Origin of the sequence: Vibrio sp. SBT000027 (assembly GCF_963894355.1) — a bacterium.
Classification (GTDB): Bacteria; Pseudomonadota; Gammaproteobacteria; order Enterobacterales; family Vibrionaceae; genus Vibrio; species Vibrio splendidus.
The window spans coordinates 240,195-255,977 of the sequence record NZ_CAWQGD010000001.1 but is presented as its reverse complement, the minus strand read 5'-3'; the positions used below and the strand labels follow the sequence as shown (position 1 = coordinate 255,977).

Here is a 15,783-nt window from a genome sequence, read left to right as displayed (position 1 = left end):
GAATCAGCGAAACAATAAGATATACTAACGGGGCTAAGCTTTAGCGACCAATGACTAGGTATTAGCAAATAGCCCCATCAACAAAGGATCAGGATTCTTGAGTTTAGAAGTAGATATCATTTCACAGATAACGGAGCGTTTTCCCGTACTTCGTGATGCAGAGAAAAAAGTCGCCAAGCTGATCATGGATGACATTGATTTTGCTGCCAATGCCAGCATTACAGAACTTGCTGAAGGTGCTCAAGTGAGCGAAGCCACCATCACACGCTTTGCTAAAGCGATCGGTTGCAGCAACGTACGTGATATGAAGATTAAGTTGGCTCAGACGCTAACCGTTGGCCAGCGCTTTATCCTCGAACCTGTTGACCAAACGGGCTATCAAGGTATCTACGAATCGATCAAGCAGAGCCTAGACATCAACCGAACTCTGTTCAAAGAGCAAGACGTTGAAACTGCGGTGAGCTGGCTGCATAACGCCAGACAGATCATTGCTATCGGCATGGGCGGCGGTTCAACCATTGCTTCTCAAGAGCTGCAACATAGACTGTTTCGTTTGGGCTACCCAGTGGTGTCGTACAACGATGGCTTGATGTCACGTATGGTTGCTGCCACGGCCGATGCCAATGACGTGATGGTGATGATTTCAGCGACCGGTTTTACGCCAGTGATCACCGAAACGGCAGAGCTGGCCAAGCAATACGGACTTAAGATTATTGCGATTACCCCACAAGATACACCGCTAGCAAAAATTGCCGATATCTTGTTACCCATCAAGCATATGGAAACCGATTTCATCTACAAACCATCGGCTTCTCGTTACGCAATGTTGGCACTAGTAGATGTGCTTTCGATGGGGATTGCGGTCAATCATAAGAATCGTTCGCGCGACAAGCTGCGTCGTTTGAAGGTTGCGTTAGATTCCTACCGAGGCGGTGGCGACCGACAGCCTCTCGGTGATTAACGAATCAAGGATAGAATGAGCTTAAATTCACGCGCGCGGCAGTCCTTTACCAGTTCGTATAAGCTCATTTCCAATCCTGTGATTTCGATACCAGCATCCATTAGTCGACGGATTGCCAGATCCTTGTTGAGCGCCGTTCTTGAACTAATACAGTCGCCAACTACCTGAACCTTGTACCCAAGTTCCAACAACCCCATTGTGGTTTGATAAACACAAATGTGAGCCTCGATACCACACACTAACCAAGTATCCACGCCCTTGGCTTGCACCGCCTCAACAAACTTAGGCTCATCACACGCGTTGAAGGTAAATTTTGGTATCGGCTTAGCATCACTCAATAGGTCATTCAGTTCGTCGACCGTTGCACCTAGCTTCTCTGGGTTCTGCTCCAAACGAATAATTGGCAGCCCCAAAACCTGCGCTCCGTGAGCTAACTTTCCGCAATTAGCAATCAGCGTATCGCTCTCATCAACAAGGCGTGCGAGCTTGCCTTGTACGTCCACAACCACCAAACCTGTATTTGCTCGGTTTAACATCCAACTCTCCTTGTCATGATTAGAATCAGCGTACTGCTTTACTCTCAATAAACACCGCAATAAATACTACAATAGAACAAATTAAATATTTATTATGTTTTATTTTTCAATCAGTTATATAAACCCAATCTCACTTCAACTTTAAAAAACATCGTTTTATTTAGCAAATTTAACCATTTGTCAATATATGAATTTTATTTATAAACAATATAACCAACAAATATTTCGTTAGCTCTTGATAAATCAAGGGGCGCAGGTAATCACGTTATCAATGAAAAAATAGGTTTCATTTGTGAGGGTTTTATAAATCAATCATCAGCGATACCGTGATTTGCATCACAGGATGAGTAAACAAGGTATTATCATGAAAAAATCAGCATTAGCACTCGGCTTAATCGGTTTAGTTTCACTTCCAACTTTTGCAGCAGGTATCGATGGTGGCGCATACGTAGGTGGCGGACTTAGTGCCTATCAAGGTTCCGATACGGATGGAGCACCAAGTCTGGATTCAGACGGCATGGGCTACAACCTATACGGCGGTTACCAATTCAACCGTATCGTTGGTGTGGAACTTGGCTACAACGACTATGCAGATTACAAGAACAGCACAGACAAGCTTTCACCAACGTCTATCTCTGTATCAGCAAATGTCGGTTACACGTTCGACAACACCATTCGCCCATTTGTACTAGCAGGTTTAAGCTCAGTCGACCTCAATGCGAATAGCGGCGCTGGCTACAATGATGATAGCGGCACCGGCTTCCACTTTGGTGTTGGTGTTGAATACACGCCGGTTGAACACCTAACACTTCGCCTGATTTCTCAAGCTGACGCAGTAAGCGTAGAAGACTCTTATCAAATTAGTGGCTCTACGATCTCAACTGACGACCACACTCTAGCGTTCAACAGTGTGAGCTTCGGTGGTTCATACGACTTCTAATATACTCCCCAAACGACTAAGTCGTAAGTAAGTAGCTCAAATTCACTTTGCTACTCTGCCCTGTGATAAGGCAGCACAGTAAAGTGAATTTTTTGTATCTATGTAACGATTCAGCTTACAAAGCCATACAGTAATGAGCAAAAGACTCAGGGATAATTGTCACAACGGTCGAGAGGCGACGAGCCAACAACTAATAAAAATCGACAGTAACCGACAATCACATTTGAAGACATGACAGAGTGAGTAACAAAGATGAACAAGATAACGAAATCAGCATTAGCACTGGGTTTAATCAGCGCAGTTTCTCTTCCAGCTTTAGCCGCAGGTACTGACGGCGGTGCTTACATTGGTGGCGGTCTTGGCATATACCAAGATTCTGATACCGATGGTCAAGGCAGTTTAGATTCAGACGGTATGGGCTACAACCTATATGGTGGCTACCAGTTCAACCGTATCGTTGGTGTTGAGCTTGGCTACAACGATTACGCAGACTACAAAAAAGGTACAGAAAAAATGTCTCCAACATCTGTGTCTTTGTCAGCAAATCTTGGTTACACATTCGACAACACAATCCGCCCATTCGTTTTGGCTGGTTTAAGCTCTGTTGACCTAAACGCAAATAAGAGTGCTGGTTACGCTGATGACAGCGGTACTGGTTTCCACTTTGGTGTTGGTGTTGAATACACGCCAATCGAACACCTAACGCTACGCTTAATCTCGCAAGCGGATGCAGTAAGCGTAGACGACACGGTCCAATTTAAGAACTCTCAGATATCAGCTGGTGACCACACGCTTGCCTTCAACAGCATTAGCTTCGGTGGTTCATACAACTTCTAATGTGATTGAACCACATAGAATAAGCTGAACATACTAATTCACTTTGCTGTTCCACCTTGTCATGAAGGTCACTCAGTAAAGTGAATTTTTTGTATCTACACACCTTAGCGTCATTTCACTTTAGCCAGTTTATCGCTCAGCGCCTTCTATTTGAGCTTTATGCATTGATATTAGAGCTTTCTTGGTAGCGAGACTAAAATAAAGGGATAAGTGACACAGGAAGACAAGACCTATGAATCTACCACGCTTAAACATGTCGATAAACAAACTCCCTTTCGTTTTGGCAGTGTATTACCTGCTTGTCATTAACTTGCCTATCTCACGCGAACTGTTCAATATTCTTAGTGCCTCACAAGCCGAAAGCATTGGGTTTATCATCTCGATCCCATTTTTCTTTCTCGCCGCATTCAACTTTATCTTTCAAGTATTCAACTGGCCGATATTCGCCAAAGCTTTTTTTATCTTGTTACTACTTACTTCCTCTTTAGTCAGCTACAGCATGTTCAACTACGGCATTTTTGTAGACTATGGAATGATAGAAAACGTCTTCGAAACCAACAGCGGAGAGGCTGCTAGCTACCTAAGCAGCTATTCTATTTTATGGTTTGTTCTGATGGGAGGAGTCCCGTCACTGCTGCTTTTATTTACGGATCTTGAAAAAGAATCTTGGAAAGATTTTGCTATTTGGAAGGCGATTGGATTGCTCTCTTCGTTGATTGTCATAGCGATTATTGCTGGACTGTTTTACAAAGATTATGTGTCGATTGGTCGTAATAACTCTCATCTTAAAAAGATGATCATTCCGACCGAATACGTCGCTTCAACCGCAAAATACATCAACAATACTTACATCAAAGAACCGATTCCTTACCAAGAAATCGGCTTAGATGCGCAGCTAAAACCAGAAGCTAAACAAGCTGAAAAACCAACCTTATTGGTGTTTGTTCTTGGTGAAACAGCACGCGTATATAACTACCAATATTATGGCTATGAGAAAGAAACCAATGCTCATACCAAACCCTATAATCCGATCTTTTTCTCTGATGTTCAGTCATGCGGAACAGCCACTGCGGTTTCTGTGCCGTGTATGTTTTCTAACATGAATCGCAGCAACTACGATCGTGATAAAGCCTACAACCAAGATAACGTAGTCGACATTATGAACCGCGCGGGCATTCACTCTATCTGGCGAGAGCACGATGGTGGAGACAAGGCGGTCGCACATCGAATCAAAGAGATGACTCTCGTCGCCAAAGACAGCGACCCGCTGTGTAATAAAGATGTGTGCTATGACACAGCCATGCTAGAGAACTTCGAACAAGATACTCAAGATCTTAAACAAGATAGCATCATTTTCTATCATATCTCAGGATCTCACGGCCCAACGTACTTTGAGCGTTATCCAGAAGAACATAAGAAATTTACGCCTGATTGCCCTCGTGCAGATATTGAAAACTGCACCAAAGAGCAAGTGGTCAACACCTACGACAACACCATCTTGTACACAGATTTCTTTCTCTCACAGGCTATTCAAAAGCTAGAGAAACTCACCGATAAGTACAATGTCGCGCTGATGTACATTTCCGATCACGGAGAATCATTGGGAGAAAATGGCGTCTACTTACACGGCATGCCTTATTCATTGGCACCGAAAGAGCAAACCCATGTGCCTATGATCATGTGGATGTCTGATGGTTTCGCCGAGCAGAAAGGGATAAACCAGACCTGCTTAAGAAAGGCAGGCAAAGAACAGAGCTTCTCCCAAGACAACCTGTTCGACTCTTTACTCGGCCTAATGGATGTACAAACCAAAGAATATCGAGAGAACCAAGATATTTTTGCTGCGTGTCGGTAGTGTTTTTGCTTATGTAAACCATCGGAAAACTCGAGTTGCCTGAACAAGCTCTCCTCAACTTCCCCTAAAAAGAAAAGACCTCGGTCTTTTCTTTTTTTTCGTCGCTAACATGGAGCCAGAGTGCTAATTTATAACGACGAAACAATGAGCTACATTTAATAGACACAATAATGGAAGAGTCCGTCGTGCTCCAAAGACCAACTAGTCTTATTAGACTTTATCTCACTCACATCGCTCATTGAACTTACCACGATTAAGCTCAGTTCAATACGGCACCTGAATGGCGCCCCAATATCAATGTTTACGTCATATCATTAAGGACAAATGAATGGACGCTTTCATAATTTCAAGCTGGCAATTTTCTGAGGGTGTGGCACATGAACACACCACCAGCCCTGCCTCATTCGAGCAATCAACTTGGTATCACTGCCAAAGAGATGCTGACGGTTTGAGAGAATGGCTCCACAGTAATACGGTTCCAAATGCCATCATCGATTCATTACTCACCGATGACACCCGCCCTCGGTTCGAACAGTTTGGCCACGACTGTTTTTTGATGATTCTGCGAGGCATTAATCTAAACGAAGGTGCTAACCCTGACGACATGCTTAGCCTACGCATCTTATGGTACAAAGGCACTTTAATATCGACACGCAAAGTTCCTTCAAAAGCGGTCAGTAATCTGATATCTGATCTCAAACAAAACCAAGGCCCGACATCATTACCTGATGTATTACTGGGCATGATACGTGGAATCAACCACAGTATTTCAACCTTCCTAGTACCCGTCGAACTCTTGATTGACGAGTTAGAAGCTACATCCAATATCGACATAAGATCCATTAACGCTCTGCATTCAAGGCTACTTAGACTAAGGCGCTATTTGAAGCCACAGAAATACGTTTTTGAGGACTTAATGAGTGACCTGCCTGCACCATTGAGTAAGCACAACAGTCATATAAAGAACAGCCTTGATACCATCCTGAGAATTAATGAGTCTGTTGAGTTTTACATCGAACAAATTAATGTATTTTTAGCGAGCCTAAGTCAGCAACAAGCTGAAAAAATGAATAGAAATACGTACCTATTTTCTATCATTGCGGGTATTTTCCTCCCTGCTGGGTTTTTCACCGGTTTGCTGGGTGTCAATATTGCAGGAATACCCGGAACAGATAACCCAATAGCATTCCCACTATTTTGCGTTGGGCTGCTCGTGGTCATAGCGGCAGAGGTCATTATTTTGAAAAAATTGAGGTTTATTTAATGGTTGAGTTTTTGCAATCCAATATGTGGCTTAAACAAGTGGGTTTAGGCTTACTTCTTATCACTGTTTATTGGGTGATAAAACGCTTGGGGAAAAACTGGATAGAAACATTAGCGGAAAATAAGCGCGTCGAATTGAAGCGAAAGCAGTTCGTGATTAAGTGTTTCAATATCGTTCTGTTTCTACTCTTCATCGCTGTGTTTACGATTGTTCTTAACTTGGGTTTTGGTGATATTTCGCTGTTTTTATCATCCATATTTGCGGTGCTGGGTGTCGCTTTATTCGCGCAATGGTCGATTCTAAGTAACCTCACAGCCAGTGTACTAATATTTTTCGTATTCCCTTATCGCATTGGCGACAGAGTAAGAGTCGCGGAGAAAGACGAAGACATCAGCGGTGTGATCATCGATATCACCATGTTCCACGTTATTCTTCGACACAGTTCGGGTAACATCATCACCTACCCTAATAACCTGATCCTACAAAAAGGCGTGATAAAGGTATTAGTTGAGCCTGAGTTAAAGAGTGAAACTGTCGATACAAAACTCATCAAAGCTGAAGACTCAGGAAAGTAATGCGCCCTATTCAACGTCCCAATCAATAAGTTCAGCAGAGGGCAAAATATCTTGCCCTCTTTCAATTAACACCAGCTCTTCTGTTAACACCCACACACCTTTCAAAACTGTCGTTTTTATTCAATACCGGCCTCAAGCCGTCGCCTACAATTGCTGTTATTGAAACGTGGCTCAGCTAATCAATTATCTCATCGTCAATTGACGTACCTGAGAACAAGATGACGACCACGCACTCTACCGAATCAAAACAGCAGGAATTCAAGCGATGTTAGACATCAAAAAAATCTCAACACTTAGTGACCTAAGCGAACTTAAAACGGCTTACTTTACCGAATCAACAGCGCCACTTGATGGCATGTGGCATTTTGGCTTTGTGCTAATGTCTGACCATTTTGGTTTTTACGAAAACGGTAATCTTGTCGGTTATTGCGTATTGAATGGCGAAGGCTACTTACTTCAGTTCTACCTAGCACCAACAGCCAGCACTCATATTGAAAGCTTGTTCACCTTAATCATAGAGAACAACAGCTCTGTGATTGGTAATGTGAAAGGCGCATTCGTGAGCACCGCTGAACCACAATATTTATCACTGTGTGTCGACAACACAGAGTCATTTAAAGTGAATGCGATGATGTACCGCCAAAACTCTCAAGCCAGATCTGATTATGATTCAGACCACATTGAAGAGATAGAGATGAGCCTCGCGACAGAAGAACAACTGGAGCAGTTCGTTAAGTTTGCCTCATCAGCGATTGGCGCGCCAAAAGAGTGGCTCACCGGTTACTACGGTAATTTGATTGCCCGTCAAGAGCTATGGGGCTACTGGGAAAGTAACGACATTCTCGCTACTGGAGAGTGCCGTAAGTTCGATGAGCATCAAACACAGTTTGCCGACCTAGGTATGATTGTCGCACAACAAGAACGCGGTAAAGGCTTAGCGACGCGCGTTATTCACTTTCTAAAGCAACACGCTAATAGCCAAGGGTTAGAAGCTATGTGCTCTACAGAAAGCAGTAATATTGGCGCACAAAAGGCCATCACACGCGCTGGGTTATCATCAAAGCATCGTATCTTGCAGTTTGATTTTAGCGAATTAAAGGAAACTGATTAACCTTGATTCGGATTAACAAACATCAAGACTAAGTTCTAAAAATAGATACTGATAAAAACTGTCACCTCCAACGATATCCATATATAGTTGGAGGTAGCAGTCATCTGAAATAGAAGGTCTAATGATCAATTGGTTACAGTCTCCAAAATCCCCTGTAGTTGCTCAGTTCATTGATTGCTACTGGCTGATTGAAAAGACGCCCGACGCTCAAACTCATCAATTTCCGATACTCAATCCCGATCCATCGGCACACCTGATCTTATCGCCAAGCGAGCAGACATATCACTACACGATTGAGCAACAGGTCGATCAAGGCGTTGGTTGCCATCTACTGCTGCCACACCATAAAGCCATCGAATTGGACCACTCGCGGCCATTTATTCACTTGGGCATCAAATTCCATGTCGGTGCCTTGTATTCATTGGCTATCCCAGATAGTCCTCACCCTAGCTTAGACAGTGTTAGTCCAGTCGATCTCGCAGGTTTGCTAAACAACCCAAACGCCGATGCAACGCTACTGATCAAGCTCGCCCAAACCGATGTTGAGGCCTGCTGTCAGCAGTTAGATGATTTGCTACTTCCTTGGATATCGACAGGTAAAACGGATAGACACAGCGAACTGACACATAAGGTGTTGGGTGTGCTTGGTTCGACACCGATTGCAGAGCTTGGCGACAAGCTGTTTTGCTCGCAAAGAACATTGGAAAGAAGCTTCAACAAGGTAACAGGGCTGACATTAAAACAATGCGAATCGATGAACAAACTCGAAGCGATGTTGGAATACTTGTATAAGCGAAATTTGGATGACATCGACTGGATGGACGTCGCCTTTCAATTTGGGTTTAGCGACCAACCGCACCTGATTCGTTACCTAAAGAAGACCATCGGTCTAACACCCAATACTTACGCTAAACAAGGCGGTTTAACTATTGATGTGTATGGTGGAGTGAAATCGGACTAACCCACCCTTTACCCATCAAGCACTCTCTGTCTTTTGTGTCCCATTAGTAGCAAGTTTTATTGAGTTTAGATTTGCGACTAAATATACTGGGGATATCATCAGACGGAGGACAAAAATGAATAATAAAAACAAACATATAGTTTTAATTCATGGTCTATATATGCCTGCGTTGATCATGCAATATCTGGATAGAAACTTCAAAAAACGCGGCTTTACTACCCACAAGTTTGCCTACAACTCGCTGCGTTTCCCTTCGGCTGCTAAACGTCTCAATCGTTTCATTAATGCCCGTTTCGATGAGTACGATGAGGTCTACTTCTTTGGTCACTCACTCGGTGGCTTGCTGATTCGCCACTACTTTAAGTTCTACCAGCCCGACTTTGCAGACACCTGCATTATTACCGCAGGCACTCCGCACAATGGGGCAACCATCGCCAAAACGCTTTCGAATCATGGTCTTGGATTTATATTTGGTTCGAGCAAAATGATCTTAAGTGATGGCTTGGGTGACTACGATATTGATGTGCCGATTGGCGTGATTACAGGCACTTACGACGCCGGAGTTGGACGTATTGTACTGGGAAAAAATCCGGGGGATGGCACGGTAACACTCGAAGACGCAAACCTGAGAGGGGCAACGGATACTTACGCTCTCAAACTCAACCACACGGCGCTTGTCTACTCTAAGGAAGTCGTGGCACTGTCGGCTCAATTCATCGAACACAGAGCTTTTAAGGACGCTTCATAGCTTTTGTGTTAGCTGTTTTCCGTTAACTTTTGTGCGCGTTAGCTCGTGTATCTAGCTCTGGTTCTCTTATTACTGTTTTCTTACTTCTGGTAGACAGATACAGAGATAGATAAAAACAAAAATACCACTCTGCGATGAGAGTGGTATTCAAAAATTCAATGCTGGAAGTGAGTGCTTGTTATACTTTCTATACTTGTTACAGACGATTCACTCGCGTTGGTAAAAACACCTCACCCAACATGCATCGCACCGAACCACCACCAATGTCTTCAATCGTTTTCACGTTAAACGGTAGTAACTTTCCGTGTGTCGAAAGCTGAGCTAACTGAGCTGGAGAAAATGCATCGTAAGCCGACTGAGACATCGCGATTACTTTATCGCCATTCACGGTTTCCAATTGCAGAATGTTGCCGCAGAATCGGTTCATCTGATCGATCGAGATCGAGATAACTTGCTTGTCTTTGGCAAGAGATTTCACCACAAAGCGGCGTTCAAACTCAGGGATCACTTCATCACAGATCACGCAGAAGTTATCACCAATCGCCATCATCACATTGGTGTGGTAAATCGGCTGACCAGACGGTAACGCCGTTTGGAACGAAACCACGCGAGAATAACCAATACGCTTCGCATAATCTTCTAATACTTCACGGTCGCAACGCTGAGAAAGCGCAGCATAGATCGTCTTGTTGATGTGATCGATAACCATCACACCGGTGCTCTCTAGATAAGAACCTTGAGCAACGTACGACTCCATAGACTCACTGTGGTTAACAATGCGACCTGACGCTTCCAACACTTCAATAAGAGCAGTAGGCTTAACTTCATGCTGACGGTTTTCACAGGCCATAGGGAAAGTGAATAAACTTCCATCACTACAAGTACTGAACCAGTTGTTTGGGAACACTGCGTCAGGGGTTTCGACACCCAACTCTGGGTAATCAAACTCTACAACTTGCACACCTTCTTTACGCAACGAAGCCACCATAGCCTTAAATTCGGCCATCGTTTCTAGCTTCACCTCAGCTTCGGTCAGGTTGACTCTGTGCTGAAACTCGTTATCACGTGCTGTTTCTTCGTTAAATCGAAACTCTTTTGGCGGAACCATAACAACGCAATTGGCGTTTTGAACATTAGTAATATGAAGTGATTTTTTGTGTAGGTTTAACATCTCAACCGTCCCTATCTTTTATTTACCTCAGAATTGTAAACAACTTGTTACGACAAGATTCACTGAAAATAATAATGATTTGAATATTTATCCCAAACAATCACTGCAGATCTTAGATTAATCGGTAATTTTTACTGCGAGATAACAGCACATCAGAAAGAACCAACTGTATGCATATTCGTTAAGTCGCTTTATGGATAAATATTCCGATTTCATTTTCTCGCTCACCACGAGTTTTGGTTACAATTCAATCCATTTGACGTTAGGATTATCACCGTTGCATAACCATCAATTACGTTTGAAATAAGCTTAACTTTTCCTGTCTAATTCAATCTAAAATAAGCGTCATGAAAGACACTCTTTGGATCTTTCCTTCGTCACTTAAACAAAGTAATTAACTTTAAAACTAAGCATTAACGTTAAAACCAAGTGATTAAAGCTAAGTAATTAAAGCTAAGCGCTTAAACCAAGTACTTAGATAAGAGCTAGAACAACACCCATCGAATGACTCAATGCTTATAAGAACCCATGGGCGCTTATATAATTTCAAACTAAGACGGTAAAATTTCAAATCAAGACTATAAAAACAAAGCTGCACCAACGATGCAGTCGCTTATAGATGCACTAGTTTATAAAGGGAAATCTATGTACAAGAAATTTGAAGGCTTTACTGAAGCCTTTCCAAAGGGAGAGCCGATACAACCTCCTACTGGAATACTGGCATTCTGCCGCCATTACACTCGAGGTTTCGAAAAACCGTTGATCTTGCTCGGGTTGATGAGCATGACCATCGCGATCATCGAAGTCGCGCTGTTCGGCTACATGGGACAACTGGTTGACTGGCTATCAACAAGCAATCCCGAAACCTTCCTTGCTGATAATAAATCAACACTGATGGGGCTCGGCGTTCTACTGTTGGTCGTGATGCCAATCTTGATCAGCGTCTACTCGCTTTTGCTTCACCAAACTTTGCTGGGCAACTACCCAATGTCGATTCGTTGGTTAGCGCACCGCTACCTTTTGAAGCAAAGCTTGTCGTTCTATCAAGATGACTTTGCCGGACGTGTCGCCACCAAGGTGATGCAAACTTCGCTCGCAGTACGTGAAACCGTGACCAAAATGGTCGATGTATTCGTCTATGTGACGGTCTACTTTACGGCAATGTTATTCATACTCGCAGAATCAGATTGGCGCTTGATGGCTCCGATGCTGGTTTGGTTGTTCATTTACGTCAGCATTCAACTGCACTTCGTACCGAAACTCAAAGATGTGTCTTCTGAGCAAGCCGATGCTCGCTCGTTGATGACGGGTCGTATTGTGGATAGCTACACCAACATCGCAACGGTCAAACTGTTCTCACACAGCAAAAGAGAAACAGAATACGCCGAAGAAGGCATGGAAGGCTTCTTAGATACCGTCCATCGCCAAATGCGCTTAGTGACCGGCTTCAACATCTGCGTTGAGTTCGCTAACTACTTGTTGGTGTTCAGTATTGCCGGCATCTCTATCTACTTATGGCTAGACAACGCAATCACTGTTGGTGCAATTGCAATAGCGGTCAGCTTGGCTTTGCGTATTAACGGTATGTCGAAATGGATCATGTGGGAAATTGGTGGCTTGTTTGAAAACCTAGGCACCGTGATTGATGGCATTAAAACGCTGTCTAAGCCCATCGCTATTGAAGACAAAAAAGACGCTAAGCCTTTGGATGTGCCACAAGGTGGCATCAACTTCGATAACGTGAGCTTTAACTACGGCGAAAATAAGGGTGTGATTAACAACCTAAACCTCAACATCAAACCGGGTGAAAAAGTCGGCTTGGTTGGCCGTTCAGGTGCAGGTAAATCAACCTTAGTTAACTTGCTACTGCGTTTCCACGATGTAGAAAGCGGCCGCATCCTGATTGATGACCAAGTGATCTCAGATGTCACCCAAGACTCACTGCGCAGCAACATCGGCATGGTGACTCAAGACACCTCACTGCTTCATCGTTCAATCAAAGAGAACATCCTTTACGGTCGACCTGACGCGACAGATGAAGAAGTGTATGCCGCAACCCAACAAGCGCACGCGCACGAGTTCATTGAAACGCTCACCGACCCGTTTGGTAACATTGGTTACGATGCTCAAGTTGGTGAGAGAGGCGTTAAGCTTTCGGGTGGTCAGCGTCAACGTGTGGCTATCTCACGCGTACTTCTGAAGAATGCACCGCTGTTGGTTCTGGATGAAGCAACATCAGCACTTGATTCAGAAGTAGAAGCTGCAATTCAAGAAAGCTTAATAGAGTTGATGGAAGGTAAAACGGTTATTGCAATTGCACACCGTTTATCGACGATTGCAGCAATGGATCGCTTAATCGTACTCGACCAAGGCAATATCGTCGAAGAAGGCACTCACCAAGAGCTGATTACACAAAATGGCATCTATGCTCAATTGTGGAATCACCAGACCGGAGGCTTCATTGCCGATAATCTTGACCAAGCGTCGAGTGCTTAATTTATGTGCTACTTTAAAAGTGCGGCGTAATTCACACCAATTTGTTAATTAATGGTAAATTACACGTGGCAGAATGTTATGTCGTAATTATATAATGACATTAACACCAAAGACGCCTCGCTTGCGCGTTCTGGAATAAGGCTAGACTTCGAGGGGAGGCTAGCCTTTTTTATATCTGTTATTCTTCGCCCCTTTCTCATCTATTTTCGTCTGCCCCATAAACTTCATCGATCCTTTTGTTTTTTTCTTGGCGTTTTTTTCTTAAAATGCGCGCAGTATTCTTTCTAGAGATCAACCATGAACAAAAGTGTCTTAACTAACGTAATCGCGTTAGCACTGCTTGCTGGCGGCTATGCGACAGCAAACCAATACTTACTTTATGCAGGCCTATTCGCCTTTTCTGGTGCCATCACCAACTGGCTTGCGATTCACATGTTGTTCGAAAAAGTACCCGGCTTATACGGTTCTGGCGTTATTCCAGCACGCTTTGAAGAATTCAAGGCAGCCATCAAGCAATTGATGATGGAACAATTCTTTACCGAAGGTAATATCGACCGCTTCCTTAGCAGTGAGATGAGCGGTAAGTCGCTCAACCTAGAACCCGTGATTAAGAAGATCGATTTTAACCCTGCATTCGATTCGCTGGTGCATGTTATCGAGAACTCACAATTTGGTGGCATGTTAGCGATGGTTGGCGGAACTGAAGCACTACAGCCAATGAAAGCGCCATTCGTGGAGAAGATGCAAGAGTCTGTGATTGAAATCAGCAAGAGTGATTCTGTAAAAAATGCCATCAAGGATGAACTTGAATCGCCTGCAATGATGGATGAAATCAAAGAGAATATTGAAGCGATCATCGATCAGCGCTTGAATGAATTGACACCAAAGCTGGTTAAAGAGATGGTTCAAGCCATGATCAAGAAGCACCTTGGTTGGCTAGTGGTTTGGGGCGGTGTGTTTGGCGGTGTGATTGGCTTAATTTCTGCGGCAATTACGCTGTAAGCGGTTTATCTGTTCTCACTCTAACTGCTCTAACTTAATCTGATTGCCCTTTTCTCGGGCACTCAACAAAAAATGGAAGCTCACGAGCTTCCATTTTTTATATCTAAATAACCTTGGTAAAACGAAAGCAGGCCGCTATTTTAGGGTTGCTAATAGCTCAGGGTTCACACCAAAGCCCTTCTTATGCTCTTCAATCACCACTTCGCTGCGAGTCTGAATCACGCCCGGCAGTGTACCCAGCTTGGTTGCCATAAACGCTTGGTACGCCTTCATGTCTTTCACTCGAACCTTGATCATGGTGTCAAAATCACCCGACAGCGAATAACACTCTTCCACCTCAGGCATCATTTCAACCGCTTGGGCGAATTTATCGAAAATCGAGAAGCTGGTCTGGTCGAGACGAATATGGATAAAGACCTGGACATCGAGTCCCAGCTTTTCTGAACAGAGCTCGGCATGGTAGCCCGTTATGTAGCCTTCTTTCTCCAATCGCTTCAATCTATCAGAACAAGGGGACGTCGTTAGGTTGACCTGCTTTGCCAACTCAACAACAGGCAAACGCCCTTTCATATGCAGAATTCTTAGTATCTCTTTATCGATACGATCGAGTTGATGCTGAGACATAACATTCCTTAAACATTCTAAATTCCGCTCAGTATATTCCATACCACGAACAATCGAAGAAAACCTCGCTCACACATTTAAAAAACTAAATATGCCTTTAGTATTCACATCAAATATAAATCAATATGGAACGATAAGACCCCTTATAAATCAATCTTTGACTATTAACAAATTATTATAGAAATGACCCAGATAACAAATAAGTTGAGCCAGAAACGAAAGAAAGGATATAGGCCAAAGTGAATAATGGGATTATCAAAGAGAAAGGATAACTCTATTATGAAGACACAAGAACTCGCGTACAAACCATACGGTATTGGCTCATGGACACACGTAACGGTATCAAAAGATGTTGCTGAAGCACTCGCAAGTGAATACTCGAACTATGGATGGGAAGTGAAGATTGATGGCAACGCCATTGACACAAAACTTGCACTCAAAGCCGCATAGAAAGGAAAAAACCTCCATAAAGGAGGTTTTTTTATCTAGGTTGGTAAGCACTTACTATAAGTTAAGCCATTCCAACTTGGGGAACTGTACTTCCTGTTTCACAACGACAATTACACGTTCGACAGAAGTGCTGAGTTTCCATATCGTAATACAGGTTTCCACTAAATAGCTTTGACGTCCATTGCATCATACGGCCAGAGGTTGTCTCGGGCTCAGATTCACAACGTTTCATTATAGACTTATGTAGTGTTG

At 43.5% G+C, this 15,783-nt stretch carries 15 protein-coding genes; 12 read left to right on the top strand and 3 right to left on the bottom strand.

The annotated features are described in order from the left end of the window. Window positions 1–97: 97 nt before the first annotated feature. Window positions 98–961, top strand: a complete 864-nt coding sequence (locus AACU28_RS01130; protein WP_017082877.1) for a MurR/RpiR family transcriptional regulator — start codon at window positions 98–100, stop codon at window positions 959–961. Here the strand turns inward: AACU28_RS01130 and AACU28_RS01125 are convergent. Continuing rightward, the gene (locus tag AACU28_RS01125; RefSeq protein WP_121602140.1) at window positions 958–1,497 is read right to left on the bottom strand and encodes a hydrolase; all 540 of its coding nucleotides are present in this window, start codon (window positions 1,495–1,497) and stop codon (window positions 958–960) included. The genes AACU28_RS01130 and AACU28_RS01125 overlap by 4 nt on opposite strands. Window positions 1,498–1,861: 364 nt before the next feature. On the opposite strand from AACU28_RS01125, the gene AACU28_RS01120 reads away from it, so the two are divergent. The 8 genes from AACU28_RS01120 (at window position 1,862) to AACU28_RS01085 (ending at window position 9,788) form a co-directional block, all read left to right on the top strand. After that, window positions 1,862–2,437 carry a porin family protein gene (locus AACU28_RS01120; protein WP_370736660.1) on the top strand — a complete coding sequence of 192 codons (576 nt, stop codon included), beginning with the start codon at window positions 1,862–1,864 and terminating at the stop codon, window positions 2,435–2,437. 252 nt (window positions 2,438–2,689) lie between these two features. Continuing rightward, complete coding sequence (locus AACU28_RS01115) at window positions 2,690–3,274, top strand: porin family protein (protein ID WP_121602139.1); 585 nt, start codon at window positions 2,690–2,692, stop codon at window positions 3,272–3,274. A gap of 232 nt (window positions 3,275–3,506) precedes the next feature. Next, window positions 3,507–5,129: a phosphoethanolamine transferase gene (locus AACU28_RS01110; protein WP_102491273.1), complete on the top strand. Its 1,623-nt coding sequence runs from the start codon at window positions 3,507–3,509 to the stop codon at window positions 5,127–5,129. 328 nt (window positions 5,130–5,457) lie between these two features. Beyond that, window positions 5,458–6,393 (top strand): CorA family divalent cation transporter, encoded by a 936-nt coding sequence (locus tag AACU28_RS01105; RefSeq protein WP_102453981.1) that lies wholly within the window; start codon window positions 5,458–5,460, stop codon window positions 6,391–6,393. Beyond that, window positions 6,393–6,968: a mechanosensitive ion channel family protein gene (locus AACU28_RS01100; protein WP_017078430.1), complete on the top strand. Its 576-nt coding sequence runs from the start codon at window positions 6,393–6,395 to the stop codon at window positions 6,966–6,968. The genes AACU28_RS01105 and AACU28_RS01100 overlap by 1 nt, the downstream gene beginning before the upstream one ends. Window positions 6,969–7,233: 265 nt before the next feature. Beyond that, entirely contained in the window at window positions 7,234–8,079 is an 846-nt protein-coding gene (locus AACU28_RS01095) for a GNAT family N-acetyltransferase (protein ID WP_121602138.1), read from the top strand. A gap of 121 nt (window positions 8,080–8,200) precedes the next feature. Further along, window positions 8,201–9,040, top strand: coding sequence for a helix-turn-helix domain-containing protein (locus AACU28_RS01090; RefSeq protein ID WP_121602137.1), 840 nt, complete (start codon window positions 8,201–8,203; stop codon window positions 9,038–9,040). 115 nt (window positions 9,041–9,155) lie between these two features. Beyond that, window positions 9,156–9,788, top strand: coding sequence for an esterase/lipase family protein (locus AACU28_RS01085; RefSeq protein WP_004732520.1), 633 nt, complete (start codon window positions 9,156–9,158; stop codon window positions 9,786–9,788). Between the two features lie 196 nt (window positions 9,789–9,984). Here the strand turns inward: AACU28_RS01085 and AACU28_RS01080 are convergent, their stop codons facing one another. After that, window positions 9,985–10,959, bottom strand: a complete 975-nt coding sequence (locus AACU28_RS01080; protein ID WP_004732521.1) for an arginine deiminase-related protein — start codon at window positions 10,957–10,959, stop codon at window positions 9,985–9,987. Between the two features lie 645 nt (window positions 10,960–11,604). Here AACU28_RS01080 and AACU28_RS01075 point away from each other — a divergent pair. Then, window positions 11,605–13,455: an ABC transporter ATP-binding protein gene (locus tag AACU28_RS01075; RefSeq protein WP_017078427.1), complete on the top strand. Its 1,851-nt coding sequence runs from the start codon at window positions 11,605–11,607 to the stop codon at window positions 13,453–13,455. A 297-nt stretch (window positions 13,456–13,752) separates the two neighbouring features. Beyond that, window positions 13,753–14,457, top strand: a complete 705-nt coding sequence (locus AACU28_RS01070) for a hypothetical protein (protein WP_017078426.1) — start codon at window positions 13,753–13,755, stop codon at window positions 14,455–14,457. Between the two features lie 135 nt (window positions 14,458–14,592). On the opposite strand, the gene AACU28_RS01065 is transcribed toward AACU28_RS01070, so the two are convergent. Next, window positions 14,593–15,081 carry an Lrp/AsnC family transcriptional regulator gene (locus AACU28_RS01065; protein ID WP_004732526.1) on the bottom strand — a complete coding sequence of 163 codons (489 nt, stop codon included), beginning with the start codon at window positions 15,079–15,081 and terminating at the stop codon, window positions 14,593–14,595. Window positions 15,082–15,360: 279 nt separating this feature from the next. On the opposite strand from AACU28_RS01065, the gene AACU28_RS01060 reads away from it, so the two are divergent. Then, the gene (locus tag AACU28_RS01060; protein WP_017078425.1) at window positions 15,361–15,531 is read left to right on the top strand and encodes a hypothetical protein; all 171 of its coding nucleotides are present in this window, start codon (window positions 15,361–15,363) and stop codon (window positions 15,529–15,531) included. The last annotated feature ends 252 nt before the right edge of the window (window positions 15,532–15,783 follow it).